At 74.0% G+C, this 17,610-nt stretch carries 17 protein-coding genes; 9 read left to right on the forward strand and 8 right to left on the reverse strand.

Annotated elements, in window-relative coordinates; all coding sequences use genetic code 11:
- The first annotated feature begins 104 nt into the window (after window positions 1-104).
- Window positions 105-386 carry an adhesin gene (locus ACSNOA_RS07230; protein ID WP_436657154.1) on the forward strand — a complete coding sequence of 94 codons (282 nt, stop codon included), beginning with the start codon at window positions 105-107 and terminating at the stop codon, window positions 384-386.
- 4 nt (window positions 387-390) lie between these two features.
- Here ACSNOA_RS07230 and ACSNOA_RS07235 read toward each other — a convergent pair whose 3' ends face one another.
- From ACSNOA_RS07235 to ACSNOA_RS07250, 4 genes are all read right to left on the reverse strand, one after another.
- Window positions 391-1,494 (reverse strand): beta family protein, encoded by a 1,104-nt coding sequence (locus tag ACSNOA_RS07235; protein ID WP_436657155.1) that lies wholly within the window; start codon window positions 1,492-1,494, stop codon window positions 391-393.
- Between the two features lie 263 nt (window positions 1,495-1,757).
- Window positions 1,758-2,387, reverse strand: coding sequence for a PepSY domain-containing protein (locus ACSNOA_RS07240; protein ID WP_436657156.1), 630 nt, complete (start codon window positions 2,385-2,387; stop codon window positions 1,758-1,760).
- A gap of 82 nt (window positions 2,388-2,469) precedes the next feature.
- Window positions 2,470-3,768 carry a HAMP domain-containing sensor histidine kinase gene (locus ACSNOA_RS07245; RefSeq protein WP_436657157.1) on the reverse strand — a complete coding sequence of 433 codons (1,299 nt, stop codon included), beginning with the start codon at window positions 3,766-3,768 and terminating at the stop codon, window positions 2,470-2,472.
- Window positions 3,765-4,460: a response regulator transcription factor gene (locus ACSNOA_RS07250; RefSeq protein WP_436657158.1), complete on the reverse strand. Its 696-nt coding sequence runs from the start codon at window positions 4,458-4,460 to the stop codon at window positions 3,765-3,767. Before ACSNOA_RS07250 ends, ACSNOA_RS07245 begins: the two co-directional genes overlap by 4 nt.
- 102 nt (window positions 4,461-4,562) lie before the next feature.
- Here ACSNOA_RS07250 and ACSNOA_RS07255 point away from each other — a divergent pair, with 102 nt between their 5' ends.
- From ACSNOA_RS07255 to ACSNOA_RS07265, 3 genes are all read left to right on the forward strand, one after another.
- Window positions 4,563-5,027, forward strand: a complete 465-nt coding sequence (locus tag ACSNOA_RS07255; RefSeq protein WP_436657159.1) for a septum formation initiator — start codon at window positions 4,563-4,565, stop codon at window positions 5,025-5,027.
- Between the two features lie 251 nt (window positions 5,028-5,278).
- Complete coding sequence (locus ACSNOA_RS07260) at window positions 5,279-5,668, forward strand: cupin domain-containing protein (protein WP_436657160.1); 390 nt, start codon at window positions 5,279-5,281, stop codon at window positions 5,666-5,668.
- 53 nt (window positions 5,669-5,721) lie between these two features.
- Complete coding sequence (locus tag ACSNOA_RS07265) at window positions 5,722-7,518, forward strand: glycoside hydrolase family 15 protein (protein WP_436657161.1); 1,797 nt, start codon at window positions 5,722-5,724, stop codon at window positions 7,516-7,518.
- 9 nt (window positions 7,519-7,527) lie between these two features.
- On the opposite strand, the gene ACSNOA_RS07270 is transcribed toward ACSNOA_RS07265, so the two are convergent.
- Window positions 7,528-8,718 carry a threonine synthase gene (locus ACSNOA_RS07270; protein ID WP_436657162.1) on the reverse strand — a complete coding sequence of 397 codons (1,191 nt, stop codon included), beginning with the start codon at window positions 8,716-8,718 and terminating at the stop codon, window positions 7,528-7,530.
- A gap of 14 nt (window positions 8,719-8,732) precedes the next feature.
- Window positions 8,733-9,788, reverse strand: coding sequence for a DNA polymerase ligase N-terminal domain-containing protein (locus ACSNOA_RS07275; RefSeq protein ID WP_436657163.1), 1,056 nt, complete (start codon window positions 9,786-9,788; stop codon window positions 8,733-8,735).
- Window positions 9,789-9,882: 94 nt separating this feature from the next.
- Here ACSNOA_RS07275 and ACSNOA_RS07280 point away from each other — a divergent pair, with 94 nt between their 5' ends.
- The 5 genes from ACSNOA_RS07280 to ctaD all read left to right on the forward strand — a co-directional run bounded on the left by ACSNOA_RS07280 (window position 9,883) and on the right by ctaD (window position 15,206).
- Entirely contained in the window at window positions 9,883-10,671 is a 789-nt protein-coding gene (locus ACSNOA_RS07280) for an aldo/keto reductase (RefSeq protein WP_436657164.1), read from the forward strand.
- A 136-nt stretch (window positions 10,672-10,807) separates the two neighbouring features.
- On the forward strand, window positions 10,808-10,981 hold the full coding sequence (locus ACSNOA_RS07285; RefSeq protein WP_436657165.1) for a hypothetical protein: 174 nt from the start codon (window positions 10,808-10,810) through the stop codon (window positions 10,979-10,981).
- A complete protein-coding gene (locus tag ACSNOA_RS07290) occupies window positions 10,981-11,946 on the forward strand; it encodes an N-acetylmuramoyl-L-alanine amidase (RefSeq protein ID WP_436657166.1) in 966 nt (321 codons plus the stop codon). Before ACSNOA_RS07285 ends, ACSNOA_RS07290 begins: the two co-directional genes overlap by 1 nt.
- Window positions 11,947-12,223: 277 nt before the next feature.
- The gene (locus ACSNOA_RS07295; RefSeq protein ID WP_436657167.1) at window positions 12,224-13,330 is read left to right on the forward strand and encodes an FAD-dependent monooxygenase; all 1,107 of its coding nucleotides are present in this window, start codon (window positions 12,224-12,226) and stop codon (window positions 13,328-13,330) included.
- A gap of 118 nt (window positions 13,331-13,448) precedes the next feature.
- Window positions 13,449-15,206, forward strand: a complete 1,758-nt coding sequence (gene ctaD, locus ACSNOA_RS07300) for an aa3-type cytochrome oxidase subunit I (RefSeq protein WP_436658337.1) — start codon at window positions 13,449-13,451, stop codon at window positions 15,204-15,206.
- A 508-nt stretch (window positions 15,207-15,714) separates the two neighbouring features.
- On the opposite strand, the gene ACSNOA_RS07305 is transcribed toward ctaD, so the two are convergent.
- Window positions 15,715-16,935, reverse strand: coding sequence for an MFS transporter (locus ACSNOA_RS07305; RefSeq protein WP_436657168.1), 1,221 nt, complete (start codon window positions 16,933-16,935; stop codon window positions 15,715-15,717).
- 65 nt (window positions 16,936-17,000) lie between these two features.
- Window positions 17,001-17,582 carry an isochorismatase family protein gene (locus ACSNOA_RS07310; protein ID WP_436657169.1) on the reverse strand — a complete coding sequence of 194 codons (582 nt, stop codon included), beginning with the start codon at window positions 17,580-17,582 and terminating at the stop codon, window positions 17,001-17,003.
- Between the last annotated feature and the right edge of the window lie 28 nt (window positions 17,583-17,610).

Below are 17,610 nucleotides of genomic sequence, written 5' to 3' on the forward strand. Positions count from 1 at the left end.
CCGCTCGCCACCCGACCGCCTCCGACGTGTAGCCCGGACGCGGGCCGATCACCGGTCTGCGCCGTTCCGACCGCGATCCCAGAAGATCCACGAGGAGTTCCGTCATGCTCACCATGACCGACAACGCCGTCCTGGTCATCCGCGACCTCGCCAACCAGCAGGACGTCGGCGAGGACGGCGGGGTGCGGATCGCCGCGGACGCCGAGGCGGGCTCGCTCACCGTCGAACTGGTCGCCGCGCCCGTGCAGGGCGACCACGTCGTGGACAACCAGGGCGCCCGCATCTTCCTGGACTCCGACGCCGCGGAGATTCTCGGGGACGCCTCGGTCGACGCGACCGTCGACGACGACGGCATCGTGCAGTTCGGCTTCACCGAGAAGCAGTAACCGCTCACCCGGCCCGGCGGGCCTCGCCGCCCCGCTGCGGGCGGGGCGTCCGGTGCCGGTCCGGTCGGTCTTCGGTGTCCCGCCACGGTCCCGGTCGCCTGTCGTGGCCGGGGTGCCCGAGCGCGGCCAGCACCTGCGCGAGGTGGTGCGAGGTGCTCCACGCCGTCCAGTTGCTGCTCGACCCGCCGCCGGCCGCCCGCCGGGCGCGGCGGAGGATCTCGTGGTCGCCCCACGAGAACGTCGCCCCGCCGGTCGGCCAGTGCGGCGCGGACACCAGGGTGCGGCACAGGTCCGCCACGCGGTCGTCGCCCCGCCCGCCGCGCCGCGACCAGCGGTAGACCCACCACGCGCCGTCGGTCGTGTAGCACATGGTCGGCAGCCGGTCGCCGGCCTGCCCGGTCCCGGGCTGCGCCGACCCGACACCGTAGTCGCCGTACCGCACGCCGAGGTCGGCCAGGCGCTGCCAGAGCAGCCAGTCCCAGCGCTCCAGCCGGACCGGCTCGTCGGTGGGCAGCCCGGTCAGGCTGGGTGGCAGCCCGCCGGCCGCCATCGTCACCGAGCGCCACGCGTACCGGCGGGACCACCCCAGCAACCGGCGGATCCGCGGCTCGGCCTGCCGCACGTCCGCCGGGCAGCACACGTCACCCGCGTCGACGAGCAGGTCGCACTGCTCGGGCACGAGACGCGTGAACCGCCAGACGCGTTCCACCGCGGTGGTGGTGGCGTCCGGGCCGGCCCGGTGCCGTCCCGCGCTCAGCCGGATCAGGGCCCGCCCCGAATACGCCCGGGCCGCCGCGCCGTGCGCCACGAGCCGGCGGTCGCTGTCCGCGAGCCCCACGACCGGCACCAGCGGTACGCCCCAGCGGACCAGCTCGGTCTGCGGGGAGTCGGGCAGCGCGCCGACGTCGACGGCCGGGAGCAGGCCGGCGGGCAGCCGGGCGAGCGTGTCCGTTGTGGATCGTTCGGGTGTGTCGACGTGGAGGATCGGCGTGACCAGCGGGACGGCGGCGGCGTCGAGGTGACCCAACGCCTCCAGCTCGCCCCGCCGCGTGGCGAGGATGGGGCGGTAGACCGGTTCCGCCGCCCGGCCTCCGTGGGCGGGCACCATAGTTCAATGTAGGCGGACATCGCCCGGCGGCACAGGGCCGATCGGATCGGACGACCGGCGCCGACCGGCCCACCGCCGCCTCGGGCGGCGGGCCGCACCGTCTCGGGCGGCGGGCCGCACCCCCTCGGGTGGGCCACCGCTGACGGAGCTGGGCCGCCATGATCGTGCTCGATGCGGGAAGTAGTGGCCTCGGCGCGTCCGCGAGGCCACTACTTCGTGGTTCGAGCACGATCAGTGAGAAGGGGTTCAGTCGGACCGGGGACTCAGTCGTCGCGGTCGTCGTCGTCGCGGTCGTCGTCATCGTCGGAGCCGTCGTGGTGCCGGCCGTCGTCGTCATCGTCGTCGGCCCGCTCCTGCTCCGCCCTCAGCACCGCGCCGTTGTCGCGGTCGACGTCGACGTCGTGCTCGACCCCGCCGGCCACGATCTCGACGCTCCACACCGGTCGTCCGTGCTCCTGCTCGGCCTCGATCTCCACGATCCGGCCGCCGCCCACCTTCGCGAGGGCGATCTCGCCCGCCCGCTGCGAGGCGATCCGATCGCCGGCGGCGGGCGCGCCGCCCGTCGGGGTGCCGCTGCCCGCCGTCGTGCCGCTGCCCGCCGTCGTGCCGCCGGTCGTCGGCGTGCCACCGGGCGTGCCACCGGTGGCGCTGTCGTCGGGGCTGGCGCTGTCGCCCGGCGTGGCGCTGTCGTCCGGGGTGGCGCTGTCGTCCCGGGTGGCGCTGTCGTCGGGGCTGGCGCTGTCGTCGGGCGCGGTCGGTGCGACCGTGGCGGCGGCGAGGCTGGCGCCCCGGTCGCGCCCGTCGTCGGCGACGGCCGAACCGAGGGCCACTCCGGCCACGGCGAGCACCGCGGCGCCGCCGGCCGACGCCAGGATCATCGCACTGCGCTTCATGCTGTCCACCTCTCCTCGAATCCTGTCTCCGAGGATCGGTCCGGCGGGGATAGCGCCGCGCTGTCCGGAAGCTAAGCCCGGGTTAAGGCGCGGACGAGCCGGTCGGCACCGCCGCCGAGCCGAGCCGGAGCAGCACCTCCGCGCCGCCGCCCGCCGCGTCACGCAGCTCCAGACGCCCGCCCGCGGTCTGGGCCGCCCGGCGCGCGATGTCCAGCCCGAGGCCCGTGGAGCCGCCCGCGCTGGCGCCTCGCCGGCCCGCGTCCGCCGGCAGGCCCGGCCCCCGGTCGGCCACGGTCAGCACCACCTGCCCGCCGTCGCGGGACAGCCGCACGGTGAACGGGGTGCCGTCCGGCGTGTGCGCGAAGACGTTGCCGAGCAGCGCGTCGACCGCGGCCGCCAGCTCGTCGGCGGGTACGCCGACCGGCAGCGGGCCGGGCGCGAGGTCGAGGGTGACCGGCCGGCCCGTGTCCTCGGCGAGCACCGACCAGAAGGCGACGCGCTCGCCGACGATCTCCGCGGCGTCCGAGCCGCGCTGGCCGCTCGTCGGTGTCCGCCGCCACCGGGCCTGCCGGATGAGGCCGGTGACCGCCCGTTCCAGCCCGTCCACGGCGGCGGTGATCCGCGCCGCGTCGTCCGGGTCGCGCAGCGACTCCGCTTCGAGGCGCAGCGCGGTCAACGGCGTCCGCAGCCGGTGCGACAGGTCGGCGACCTGTTCCCGCTCCTGTACGAGCAGCACCTGGATCCGGCCGGCCAGGTGGTTGAGCGCGCCGGCCACCTCGCGCAGCTCCGCCGGCCCGGACGGGGTGACCCGGGCGTCCAGCTCCGCGTTGGCGAGCCGGTGCGAGACCGCGGAGAGTTCCCCGATCGGTCGGACCAGGGTGCGGGCCAGCCGGTCCGCGACCAGCAGCCCGATCAGCACCAGGAGGAGCCCGAGCAGGGCGAGCACCAGCCAGGCCCGGGTGACGCCCGCCGTGAGCTCGTCCCGTGGCACCCCGACCCGGATCACACCGGTGCCGTCCGCCCGGCCCTGCACGGCGATGACGACCTCGCGGCCCGCTTCGGATTCACCGGTCAGGCTCTGGCCGCGGGCGGCCAGCGCCACGGCCGGCGTACGCGGCACCGGTGCGCCCAGCACCGTCCCGTCGGGCAGGTAGACGCTCACCGGCCGGCCGGAGTCGGCGGCGAGCTGCTCGACGGTGAGCCGGATGGTGGCCGTGTCGGCGGTGCCCACCACGGGGACGAGGCTCTGCGCGTCGGCGGTGGCGCGGACGGTCGCGCGGTCCTCGGCGACGGTGCGGACGAGCAGCGCGAGCGGCACCAGGAATGCCACGAGGATGAGGGCGCTGACCGCGGCGACGAGCAGCGCCAGGCGCGTCCTCATCCGGCCGCCCGGGGTGGCTCCAACCGGACCCCGACGCCGCGCACGGTGTGCAGGTAGCGCGGCTCCTGCGCGCTCTCGCCCAGCTTGCGGCGCAGCCACGACAGGTGCACGTCGACGGTCTTGTCGGCGCCGCCGTACGGGATCTGCCACACCTCGGTGAGCAGCTCGCGTTTCGTGACCACCTGGCCGGGGCGGGCCGCGAGGTGGTGCAGCAGGTCGAACTCGCGCGGGGTCAGCTCCACGGGCGTCCCGTCGAGGGTCACCTGCCGGGACCGGGGGTCGACCCGCAGCCCGCCGACGACGAGCGTGGGCTCGGACGTGCCGGTGGCGCCCGGTGCCCGGCGCAGCACCGCCCGGGCGCGGGCGTCCAGCTGCGCGGCGGTGAACGGCTTCACCACGTAGTCGTCGGCGCCGGCGTCCAGCACCCGGACGATCTCCGTCTCGTCGTCGCGGGCGGTGGCCACGATGACGGGCACCGAGCTGACCGCGCGCAGCATCCGCAGCAGCTCCCGTCCGTCCAGATCGGGCAGTCCCAGGTCGAGCACGACGAGGTCGGGCCGGTCGTCGAGCGCGTCGCGGAGGCCGGCCATGGCGGTCGAGGCGGCGGCCACCGCGTGCCCGCGTTCCCGCAGCGCCCGGATGAGCGGGGTGCGGATGGCGAGGTCGTCCTCGATGAGCAGCAGGCGGGCCACGCTGGCAGGCTAACCGCTGCCAGGGGCGCGGCGGCAGCACGTTAACCGTGCCTTAGCGTCGCGCTGTCCCCGCGCCAACCTCCGGTCGGGCACACTCGCAGGATGCGCCGCCGTTGGTTCCTCGTCGCCGCCGGATGGTTGGCCACCGCCGCCGTGGCCACCCTGATCGGGCTCGGCGCGATCCGGCTGGTTGGCGACAGCATCAGCGGTACGCCGGGCGGTGTGCGGAGCCAGGGCGAGATCGCCCGCGCGCTCGCCGCCGACCCGCCGTCCTCCGCGCCGGCCGGCGTCCCGGCGGGCACCGCGTCGCCCACGGCGCCCGGGTCCGCGCCGGCCGACTCGGGCTCCCGGCGCAGCTTCGCGACGGGCGGCGGCACGGCGGTCGCCGAGTGCGCTCCGGCCGGCGTACGCCTCGTCTCCTGGGCGCCTCGGCAGGGGTTCCGCGTGCACGACGTCGACCGGGGCCCGGACGACGACGTCGAGGTGCGCTTTGAGGGCGCGGCGGGGAAGTACGAGCTCAAGGTGCGCTGCCTCGGTGGGGAGCCGGTGGCCGTCGAGGACGACTGACGCCGCCTCGCGGCTCCGGCAACGAGCGCACGGCGCCGCCCGACCCGTGGTCGGAACGTCGCCGCGCTCTGGCCGTCTCCCACCGTCGCAGCCGTTCGGCGGTACGCCAGCGGGGACCTGGCTCGACCGGCGGAACCGGTCCTGGCATGGTCGATCCCCGGTCGACGCGGATCCAAACCTCGGCGAAGTGGGGAATTCCACCATCTGCCAGTCCCGGCGTGGCGAGGCGCCGCAACGGGTATGGACGCCGCATGGAGCATTTCACGATCGCGACCGTCGCCGAGAAGAGCCCGGACTTCCGGCGGGTGCTGTGGACCGGGAAGCACACCCAGCTGGTGATCATGACGATCCCGCCGGGCGGCGAGATCGGCGAGGAGGTGCACGAGGACATCGACCAGATCCTCACGTTCGTGAGCGGCACGGGCGAGGCGCGAGTGGCGGGGGAGAAGCGCGAGGTCGTCCAGGGTGACCTGGTGGTGGTGCCGGCCGGCACGAAGCACAACTTCGTGAACACCGGGCCGAACCCGCTCGTGCTCTACACCGTCTACGGTCCGCCGGAGCACGCCGACCAGGCGGTCCACCGGACGAAGCAGGAGGCGGACGCCGCGGAGGCCGCGGGCGAGGACGAGCCGCCGAACTGACGGCGGGCCGGGAGGCGCCGTTGGATCGCGGCCCTTCCGGGTACCCGCAGCGCGTGGAGCAGCCGGTGATCTCGGACTACGGGTTCCTGTCCGACTGCCGCTCGGGCGCGCTCGTGGGCCGGGACGGTTCGGTCGACTGGTGGTGCCCCGACCGGTTCGACGGTTCCTCCGTCTTCAACCGGCTGCTCGACATGCGCGCCGGCTACTTCCGTCTGGCGCCGGTCGGCGTGGGCGGGCCTGGTCACCGGGTCGAGCGGGCGTACCACCCGGACACGCTGGTGCTCCGCAGCGTGCACCACACGCCGGAGGGAAGCGTGGCGGTCACCGACGCGCTGGCCGCCGCGCTGGGCGCCCGCGGGCACGACCTCGGCATCGACTCCCCGGCGGTGCTGCTCCGGGTGGTCCAGGGGTTGTCCGGGCGGGTACGCATGGCGCTGGACTTCGTGCCGCGCCCCGAGAACGGCCTGCTCACCCCGTACCTCCATGACCAGTCGGACGGGAGCGTCCTCGCCGCCGCCGGGTCGGTGGTGCTCGTCCTGCGAGCCGACGGCCTGCCGCTGCGGGCCGGCCGGGACAGCGTCCACGAGGAGTTCGAGGTGTCCGCCGGGCAGGTCGTCGGCATCGACCTGGCGTACGCGCCCGCGTACGGCGAGCCCCCCGCGCGGCTCCACCCGGTGCGGGCCGTGGACGAGACGGTGCACGCCTGGGAGGCGTTCCGGGAGCACCACCGGTACCCGGGCCGGTACCCGGAGCTGGTCCGGCCCAGCGCGACCGTTGTCACCGGTCTCACCTACGCCCGCAGCGGCGCCCTGGCGGCGGCGCTGACCACCTCCCTGCCGGAGCAGCTGGGCGGCGAGCGCAACTACGACTACCGCTACTCGTGGCTGCGCGACTTCTCCATGACACTGCGGGCGCTGTGGGTGGCCGCCTGCCCGCACGAGGCGTCCCGCCTCTTCGCCTGGCTGAGCCGCTCGATCGGCCGCATCGGTGACGATCCCGTGCCGGTGCTCTTCGGCTTGGAGGGGGAGCGGGACCTCAGCGAGCACGAGTGCACCCACCTCGCCGGTCATGCCGAGAGCCGGCCGGTGCGCGTCGGCAACGACGCCTGGCGGCAGCGGCAGCTTGACGTGCCCGGCGAGATCATCTCTGGGGTGTGGCGGCTGCGCGACTACCTGGGGCGGCCCTTCCAGACGGAGCTGCGGGAGATGGTGCTCGGGCTGGCCGACCAGGTGGCGGCCACGTGGCAACTCCCCGACCGGGGGATGTGGGAGACCCGGGACGAGGAGCGGCACTACGTGTCGTCGAAGGTGCTCTGCTGGGTGGCGCTGGACCGCGCCGTGCGGATGGCCGACCGGCTCGGCGAGCGGGCCGATCCCCGACGCTGGGCGGCGGCCCGCGACGAGATCCGCGACACCGTCCTGCGCGAGGGGTGGAACGAGCGCGTCGGCGCGTTCACCGGCGCCTTCGGGTCGACGGAGCTGGACGCGTCGGCGCTGTTCCTGCCGGTCGTGCACTTCCTGCCGGTCGACGATCCCCGGATCCGCTCGACCATCGCCGTCGTGGAGCGCGAGCTGGGCACCGAGGACGGGCTGGTCCGGCGCTGGAACACCGACCCGGCCGGCTTCCTGCTCTGCTCGTTCTGGCTGGTCGAGTGCCTGGCGATGACCGGCGAGTCGGAGCGGGCCCGGGCGCTGTTCGAGCGGACGGCCGCACACGCCAACGACGTCGGGCTGTTCAGCGAGCAGATCGACCTCACCACCGGGGCCCAGCTCGGCAACATCCCGCAGGCGCTGTCGCACATCGGCCTGATCAACGCGGCCTGGCGGCTGACCGACCCGAGCGCCTTCTGAGCCGGGCGCTCAGGCGACCACCGGCACGGCGGAGACGTCCACCGTCTCCGGATACTTCAGCCCCGCTCCCGTGTTGAGCACGACCACCCGCTCCCCGGCCCGGATCCAGCCGCCCGCGCGCAGGTGCCGCGCGGCGGTGAGGCAGGCCGCCCCCTCCGGGCAGAGCAGCAGGCCCTCCCGTGCCGCGAAGTCCCGCAGGTCGGTCAGGATCTCCTCGTCGTCGACCGCCACGGCGGTGCCGGCGCTGGCGCGCAGCGCGCCCAGGATCAGCTCGTCGCCGAGCGGGGCCGGCACGGTGATGCCGAACGCCACGGTGTGGGCGTCCGCCCACGGCTCGGCGCGCTCCTCCCCGGCCGCGAACGCCCGGACGATCGGCGCGCAGCCGGTGGACTGCACCGCCACGAGCCGGGGCAGCCTGTCCTCCACCCAACCCAGCTCGCGGAGCTCCTGCAACGCCTTGTGGATGCCGATGAGGCCGACCCCGCCGCCGGTCGGGTAGATGATCACGTCGGGCACCTGCCAGCCGAGCTGCTCGACGATCTCGTACCCCATGGTCTTCTTGCCCTCGAGCCGGTACGGCTCGCGCAGCGTGCCGGCGTCGAAGATCGCCCCGTCGGAGCCGGCCACCAGCTCGGCCACCCGTTTGCCAGCGTCGCTGATGAGCCCGTCGATCAGCCGCAGGTCGGCGCCGGCGGCCACGCACTCGCGACGGCAGATCGTCGGCGCGTCCAGCGGCATCACGATGGTCGCGCCCATGCCCGCGCGGGCCGCGTACGTGGCCCAGGCCGCGCCCGCGTTGCCGTTGGTCGGCATGGCGATGCGCTCGATGCCCAGTTCCCGGGCGCGGCTGATGCCCACGGCCGCACCGCGCGCCTTGAACGAGCCGGTGGGGATCAGCCCCTCGTCCTTCACGAGAAGGTCGGGGATGCCGATCTCCGCGCCGTAGGACGGGGTGCGCAGCAGCGGCGTCCACCCCTCGCCCAGCGTGGTCACGTGCCGCGGGTCGGCGACCGGCAGCACCTCCCGGTAGCGCCAGAGATCCGCGGGGCGCAGCGAGAACTGCTCCGGGGTGACCGCGCGGGCCACGGCGGCGAGGTCGTAGCGGGCGAGGAGCGGCGAGCCGCAGTCGCAGAGGTTCTGCGGCCGGTCGGCGGGGTGGTCCTTGCCGCAGCGCGGGCACTCGAGGTGGGTCAGGTACACGGAACTCCTCGCCGTCAGGTCGCGTCGATGCTCAACCAGTGTCGGCTGCGCCGGCCCGGCTCGTAGCCCGCGTCCAGCCGCTTGGCCACCACACCGGGCAGCCCCTGCTCGCGGCTCGTGCGCAGCGCTTCGGCGCCGGTGCCGGGAAACCACGGCGGAGTCTGCCAGTGCGCGCCGGTCAGCGCCAGACCGTCGAGGAGTTCGCGGCGCTGGGCGTACGGCAGCTCGACGCAACTCACCCCCTCCAGCCAGAGCAGGTCGAAGAGGAGGTACTGCGCGCCGGAGGGCACGCGGCTGCCGGACGTCGCGGGGGCCGGGCGCACCCGGCCGGCGGGGTCGATGCGGACCAGGACGCCGTCCAGCACCGCCTCGGTGGGCGCCAGCGCCTCGGCCATGTCACGCAGCCAGGAGTACGCGCCGGTGACCTCCTCGTCGGTCTCGGACACCAGCCGCAGCCGGCCGCCCGACACGTACGCGACGGCCCGGGTGCCGTCCCAGCGCAGCTCGTACCCCCAGTCGGCCGGGTCGCGGGGGAGCCGCGCCGCGCCGGTCGGGTGCATCGGGCGGACCAGCTCGGGCATGCTCGTCCAGCCCTCCGGCGGTGGGTCCATCCGCCGGACCATCCAGTCGCGGCCCTCCTTGCCGCCGGTGGCGAACAGCACGTACCGCCCGGACGTCCGCTCGCCGTCGAGCACCACGATGACCTCGTCGTCGCGCCACTTCTCGCAGCGGTAGGTCCCCCGGTCGTGGATGGTCATCGTCCCCCCGCCGTACTCGCCGGCCGGGATCTCCCCGTGGAAGGCGAGGTACTCCATCGGGTGGTCCTCGGTGTGCACGGCGAGGTGGTTGCGGCCGGTGTCGCGGGGGAGGCCGCGGGGCACCGCCCAGGAGGCCAGCACGCCGTCCCGCTCCAGCCGCAGGTCCCAGTGCAGGCTGCGGGCGTGGTGCTGCTGGATGACGAACCGGCCGCCGTCGGCCCGCCGGCGCCGGCGGGCGGTCTTCTCGGGCACCGGCTCGGGGGTGCGGGCCGCGTCCCGCCGGCGTCGGTACTCCTCAAGCCGATCCGCCACACCCGCATTCTCCGGTACGCCGGGCCGTCGCGCTGGCGGGCGCGGAGTGCCGTTACGCCGCATGCCGGGGGCGAGGTCGGGTAGAACGGTCGTCATGGACCACGACGACCAGCCCACCGTCCTGCTGCCGGGCGAGGTGCGGATGCCCCTGCTCGGATTCGGCACCTGGCGCGCCACGGGCAAGGCCGGGTACGACGCGGTGCTCGCCGCGCTCGACGCCGGCTACCGGCACATCGACACCGCCACGATGTACGGCAACGAGAAGGAGGTCGGCCGGGCGGTGCGGGAGAGCGGCCTGCGCCGGGAGGACGTGTTTATCACCACGAAGCTGCCGCCGGAGCGGGTGGGCCGGGAACGGCGGACGCTGGAGGCCAGTCTCGAGGCGCTCGACACCGACCACGTGGACCTGTGGCTGATCCACTGGCCGCCGTCCGCGCCCGGGGACAGCGTGCCCATGTGGCGGGAGCTGCTCGCCGCGCGGGACGAGAACATGACGCGGGCGGTCGGCGTCAGCAACTACAGCACCAGCCAGATCGACGAGCTGATCCAGGCCACCGAGGAGAACCCGGCGGTCAACCAGATCCGGTGGAGCCCCTTCCTGTACGACCGGCAGCGGCACGCCGAGCACCGCGACCGCGGCGTCGTGCTGGAGGGCTACAGCCCGCTCGACACGAGCGACCTGTCCCACCCGGTGCTGGCCCGGATCGCGTCGGCGCACGACGTGTCGCCGGCCCAGGTGGTGCTCCGCTGGCACATCGACCACGAGATCGTGGTCATCCCGAAGAGCGTCACGCCGGAGCGGATCCAGGCGAACGCCGACGTGTTCCGCTTCTCCCTCTCGGCCGAGGAGATGCGCGACCTCGACGCGCTCGGCTCCAGCTGACCGGGCGGTCTGCCAAAAACCTTCAGCGAGGCGGGACTTTCTGAAGGGTATCGACATCGACGTACGTGAGGATGTAGCGTGCCGCCATCACGTACGTCGATACGTCGTGACCCTCCGCCTTCCGAGAAGGAGCGCCATGGCCACGTCCCGATCCGTCCGTCTGCGCCGCCGGGGCCTGCTCGGCGTCCCGGCCCTGGTGGCCGCCGCGCTCACCGGCGCCGCCGTCCGGCCCGCCCCGGCGGCCGCCGCGGCCCCGGCTCCCGCCGCACCGAAACCGGAGTGCCTCGCCGACCTGCTCGGCGGCGCCTGATGGCCACCATTCCCTGGCTCGTGGACGTGCTGCGGGCGGCCGGCGTCCAGGTCGTCGTCGAGGGTGACTGGCTCAACCGGATGCGCCCCGGCGACTTCAACCCGATCGGCGTGCTCTGGCACCACACGGCGTCCACCTCCAGCGCCACCAACCCGCACCCGGCGCTGAACATCTGCATCAACGGCCGGCCGGACCTCGCGGGCCCGCTCTGTCACGCCCTCGTCGACTACCACGGCGTCTTCCACGTGATCTCGGCCGGCCGCTGCAACCACGCCGGCGCGAGCCGGGGCAGCGGGCCGATCCCGGCCGGTGACGGCAACACCCTCATGATCGGGTGGGAGATCGACTACAACGGCGTCGACCAGGAGATGACCGCCGCGCAGTACAACGCGTCGATCGCCGCCACCGCCGCCGTGCTCACGCGCCTGGGCCGGGACGCCAGCTACGCCCGCGGGCATCGGGAGACGAGCACCACCGGCAAGATCGACCCGTCCTTCATCGACCTGGACGTCATGCGCGCCGACGTGGCCGCGAAGATGGGCGGCGGTGGCACCGCCTGGTCGTCCATCGTGGACAACACGACGGCCGGCCGGTTCACGGCGAGCGCGAACTGGGGCGTCTCCTCGTACTCCGGGCAGCGCTACGGCGCCGACTACCGCTACGCCGACCCCGTGGCCCTGAGCGACCCGGCCTGGTACCGGTTCAACGTCCCGGCGGCCGGCAACTACCGCGTCGACGCCTGGTGGCCGGCGAACTCCGGCTACAACAGCGCGACGCCGTACATCGTCGCGACCAGCAGCGGCAACCGCACGGTGTACGTGGACCAGCGGGCCACCGGCGGGCAGTGGCGGACGCTCGGCACCTTCGCGCTGCCGGCCGGCGACGCCAACCGGGTCGCCGTGAGCCGGTGGAGCGACGGCGCCGGGCTGGTCATCGCCGACGCCGTACGGCTCACCCGCGTCTGATCCGCCCCCGAAGGGGTGCGGCGGGAGCGCCCGCCGCGCCCCTTCGCCATGTCCCCGCCACGTTGCCCCCCAGGAGCAGCCCCAGCCGGCCGGAGGGGATGGCCGCCGAGGCGACGGACCGGGCCGACCGGGTGACCATGCCTTCCCGTCCGGGGAGCGGCGGGGACGCCCGTGAAAGCGCTCCCGGTGAGCCGATCGGCCCTGGTGTGCTCCGATTGCGCCGAGTAGTCTCCTGTATCCGACGCGTGCCGAAACCCCTCCGGAGGCGTACCGCACCATGGGTGGCTCCCCCCTGCGCATCCTCATCGTCGGCGCGGGCATCGCCGGCCTGGCCGTCGCCCGGGCGCTGCGGATGGCGGGCTTCCGTCCGGACGTCACCGACCGGCTGCCGCCGGGAGAGTCCCACGAGACCGGCCTCTACCTGCCCGGCAACGCGGCGCGCGCCCTGCGCCGCCTCGACCTCGACGGCCCCGTCCGGCCGTTGGGTCACGTGGTCCACCGGCAGCGGTTCCTGGACGCCGCGGGAGACGTGCTCTGCGAGGTCGACCTCGACGAGCTCTGGGCCGGTGTCGGCGAGTGCCGCGCGCTGCCCCGGGCCGAACTGCACCGGGTGCTGCTCACCGGGGCGGGTGGCGCCGTCCGGCACAGCGCCGAGGTGCGCACCCTCGACCTGCTGCCCGCGAGCGTCGGGGTGACGTTCGTCGACGGCACGGCCGCCGAGTACGACCTCGTGATCGGTGCCGACGGACCCCGCTCGACGGTGCGTACGCTCGCCGCGCTCGGCGGGCCGCCCCGGCCCGCCGGTCAGGTCGTCTACCGCACCGTGCTGCGCCACGGCCCGCCGGTCGCCGAGTGGACCGCCCTCCTCGGCCAGCGGTCCGGGTTCCTCGTGGTGCCCATCGGCGCCGGCCGGCTGCACTGCTACGCCGACGAGGCGGGCACCGAGCCGCCCGCCGACCCGATCGCCCGGCTGCGCGAACTGTTCGGCTCCTACGGCGGCCCGGTGCCCGAGCTGCTGGACGCCGTCGAGTGGGTGCACGTCGGGATCACCGACGAGGTGGAGCTGGGACGCTGGTACCGGGGGAGGGTGCTGCTCGTCGGTGACGCCGCCCACGCCACCGCGCCGACGCTCTCCCAGGGCGCCGCCATGGCCCTCGAGGACGCCGTGGTGCTCGCCGAGTCGCTGAAGGCCGCCGGCAGCGTGGAGGCGGCCCTCGTCGCGTACGAGAGTCGCCGCCGCCCGCGTACGCGATGGGTGCGGGACCGGACCCGCGACCGCAACCGGACCCGGGACGTCCCGCCGGCGCTGCGCGACCCGCTGCTGCGCGGTCGCGGCGACCGCATCTTCGGCGAGCACTACCGGCTGCTGCTGGGCCCGCTGTAGATCGCCCCCGACCACCCCACGCGGCGCTCCCACCTGCCGGGGACTATCCTCCTTGCGGATGACGGCTCGCAGATACCAGCGCGTGCCGAGCGGGACAACCGAGAACCGGAGGCCACTCGTGACCACCGTCGCACCCAAGCCGGTCGTGACCCGGCCCTGGCCGGTCCGAGAGCCGGTCAAGGGGTCGGCCATCGCGCGGCTGCTGCGGACCACGGACGCGAAGCAGATCGGGATCATGTACATGGTCACCGCGTTCGCGTTCTTCATGATCGGCGGCCTGATGGCCCTGATCATGCGGGCCGAGCTGGCCCGGCCGGGGCTGCAGTTCCTGTCGCCGGAGCAGTACAACCAGCTCTTCACCATGCACGGCACGATCATGTTGCTGTTCTTCGCGACGCCGATCGTGTTCGCCTTCGCCAACTACATCGTGCCGATCCAGATCGGCGCGCCGGACGTCTCCTTCCCCCGGCTGAACAGCTTCGCCTACTGGCTCTACCTGTTCGGCGGCACGATGGCGACCGCCGGCTTCATCACCCCGGGCGGGGCGGCCGACTTCGGCTGGTTCGCGTACACGCCGCTGAGCAACGTCGAGCACTCGCCGGGCGTGGGCGCCAACATGTGGGTCATGGGCCTGGCCATCTCCGGTCTCGGCACCATCCTCGGCGCGGTCAACATGATCACCACGGTGCTGACCCTGCGGGCGCCCGGCATGACCATGTTCCGGATGCCGATCTTCACCTGGAACATCCTGGTCACCAGCCTCCTGGTGATCCTGGTCTTCCCGCTGCTCGCCGCCGCGCTCTTCGCGCTGGCCGCGGACCGGCTCGTCGGCGCGCACGTCTTCGACCCGGAAACCGGCGGGCCGATGCTCTGGCAGCACCTGTTCTGGTTCTTCGGCCACCCCGAGGTGTACATCGTCGCGCTGCCGTTCTTCGGCATCATCAGCGAGATCATCCCGGTGTTCTCCCGCAAGCCGATCTTCGGTTACAAGGGCCTGGTGGCCGCCACCCTCGCCATCGCCGCGCTGTCGATGAGCGTCTGGGCGCACCACATGTTCGCCACCGGCCAGGTGCTGCTGCCGTTCTTCAGCTTCCTGAGCTTCCTCATCGCGGTGCCCACCGGCATGAAGTTCTTCAACTGGATCGGCACCATGTGGCGCGGCCAGGTCAGCTTCGAGTCACCCATGCTGTGGTCGATCGGCTTCCTGGTGACCTTCCTCTTCGGCGGTCTCACCGGTGTGCTGCTGGCCAGCCCGCCGCTGGACTTCCACGTGTCCGACTCGTACTTCGTGGTGGCGCACTTCCACTACGTGCTCTTCGGCACGATCGTGTTCGCCGTGTTCGCCGGCATCTACTTCTGGTTCCCGAAGATGTTCGGCCGGATGCTCGACGAGCGGCTCGCCAAGGTGCACTTCTGGCTGACGATGGTCGGCTTCCACACCACGTTCCTCGTGCAGCACTGGCTCGGCGCCGAGGGCATGCCCCGCCGGTACGCCGACTACCTGCCGAGCGACGGGTTCACCACGCTGAACACGGTCTCCACCATCGGCGCCTTCATCACCGGCATCTCGACGCTTCCGTTCATCTACAACTGCTGGAAGTCGTACAAGACCGGCCCGGTGGTCGAGGTCAACGACCCGTGGGGTCACGGCAACTCGCTGGAGTGGGCCACGAGCTGCCCGCCGCCGCTGCGTAACTTCGACCGGATGCCCCGGATCCGCTCCGAGCGGCCGGCGTTCGACATGAAGTTCCCGGAGCTGGCCGCCGGCCAGACCCTCGCCGGCCCGCCGGAGGGTGGCGCCAAGCCGCTGACCAGCGAGTCGGACGGCGGCGCCCGCTACAACGAGGACACCGCCAGCAACGTCGACCGGGCCTGACCGGCCGGCAGCACGACACCACGACGGGCGCCGCCCTCCGGATCTCCGGGGAGCGGCGCCCGTCGCCGTTTCCGGATGCGAAGTCGGACGGACGAGCCCGCCGGCGTGCCTGCCTGCGCCGGAGTGATCGGCTCCGAGGTCCGCCTGCCCCGGCGGTAATCGACTCGACTTCCTGGAAGTTGGGCTGTCGCGGCCGGTGGAATGCCGCGACTTCCGTGATGTCGAGTTGATCTCCCGTGCAAGGGGTGATCGACTCCGTTCCGCCGATGTGGCGGGGTCCGGGTGCGCCGGATACCGCTACATCGGCGATGTTGCGTCGATCTTGCCCGGTCCGCCGGTGCCGCTGGTCCGACAGATCCCGCTGGTCCGGCCGGTCCGCGGGCCCGCCGGTCCGCCGGTCCGGCTCGTCCCGCTGGTCGCGGACGCCCGCCGGTCCCGCAGGTGCGCCGGTCCCGCTGGTCGCCTGTCGGCCGGTCCCGGCGACCCCTGAGGTTCCGGCCGGCGTGGATCAGCGGGCGGTGGCGGATTCCCGCTCCGGTTCGTCGGGGGCGGAGACCGGGGCGGCCGCGCGGCGGCGGCGCAGCTCGACGGGGAGCACCGCGAGCGCCACGAGGACGCCGATCGCGCCGGTCACGGCGAACCCCCACCAGGGCGCCCGCGCGTCGATGACCGCGCCCGCGAGGGGGGCGCCGACCGCGATGCCAACGGTGACGGCCGAGCCGTGCAGGCCCATCGCCTCGCCGCGTACCTCGGCGGGCGCGAGGCGGCTGACGGCGTCGGCGGTCGCCGCGATGGTGGGCGCGCACAGGGCACCCGCCGGGATCATGGCGAGGCAGAGCAGCCACCAGTGCGACCCGCCGAGCCCGACGGGGATCGTGCAGAGGCTCAGCCCGGCCATCAGCGCGAGCGGCGGGACGGGACGGCGCGTCGCCCCGTACGCGAAACCGCCGACCAGCGACGCGACGGCCCACATGGCGAGGACGACGCCGGTCCAGCCGACCTCGCCGCTCTCCTTCAGCACGGCGACGACCGCCACGTCGGTGCCGCCCAGGACCAGGGTGGCGGCGAGGCTCACGGCCAGCACGGCCAGCAGCCTCGGCGTGACCCACTCGCGCCGGGACAGGCGGCGGGCCGCGCCCGGCTCCTCCCGCGCGTCCGCGGTGGGCGGGTTGAGCAGCCAGAACGCCACGCCGGCGGCCACGATGCCGGCACCGACCAGATAGAGGGTGGTACGGGCCGAGATGGCGGTGGCCAGCGCCACGGCCAGCGCGGGGCCGACCATGAACGACAGCTCGACCGACATCGAGTCCAGCGCGTACGCCGGGCGGCGGCGGTCCTCGGGCACCAGCGCGGCGACGGACTGGCGGACCACCGAGAAGATCGGCAGGGCCAGGGAACCGGCCACGAAGGCGGCCGGGAGCAGCAGCACGTACGGCAGCGAGGGCGCCGTGGACCAGTACACCGCCTCGACGAGCGCGGTGAGCACGAGCACCGGGCGCAGCCCCCGACGGTCGATCAGCCGGCCGAGCACCGGGCCGCCGATCGCCGAGCCCACGGTGATCGCCGCGCCGACGAGCCCCGCGGCGGCGTAGCCGCGCCCGAGGTCGAGCACGTGGAGGGTCATCGTGACCCCGGTCGCGGTGAGCGGGATACGGGCGAGCACGGCCACGAGCAGCAGCGACCGGAGCCCGGGCAGGGCCAGGGTCTCCCGGTAAGGCTTCAGATTCACGACGGTCCGTACCTCCGCGCGCCATCCTCGCCGGAGGTGCGGCCACCGCCAACCGGATTACCGGATCATGCGGTCCTGATCACAGGCTGCCCGCGCAGCTCGATGCCCGCGCCGTCGAGAGCCCGCAGCGCCACGTCGGTGGTGGCCGGGGCGACGGCGGCCGTGAGGTCCAGCAGCACGGTGGTGGCGAAGCCCTCCCGGGCGGCGTCCAGGGCCGTGGCCCGTACGCAGTGGTCCGTGGCGATGCCGACGAGTTCCACCCGGTCCACGCCGCGCAAGCGCAGCCAGTCGGCGAGGCACTCGCCGTCGGCGGCGTGCCCCTCGAAACCGGAGTACGCGGCCGCGTGCTCGCCCTTGTGGAAGATCTCCTCGATGCGCCCCGTCTCGAGCTGGGGGTGGAACTCCGAGCCGGCGGTGCCGACCACGCAGTGCCGCGGCCAGGAGTCGACGAAGTCCGGCGGGTCGCCGAAGTGCGCCCCCGGGTCGACGTGGTAGTCCTTCGTGGCGACGACGTGGTCCCAGCGGTCCGGTTCGGCGGCGAGCAGCCGGCTGATGCCGGCCGCCACGTCCGCCCCACCGCCCACGGCCAGCGAGCCGCCCTCGCAGAAGTCGTTCTGCACGTCCACGATGATCAGCGCCGTGCTCACGGCTGCTCCCTTCCTGACGCCTCGACCC

The organism is Micromonospora sp. URMC 103, assembly GCF_051386435.1.
Taxonomy (GTDB): Bacteria; Actinomycetota; Actinomycetes; order Mycobacteriales; family Micromonosporaceae; genus Micromonospora.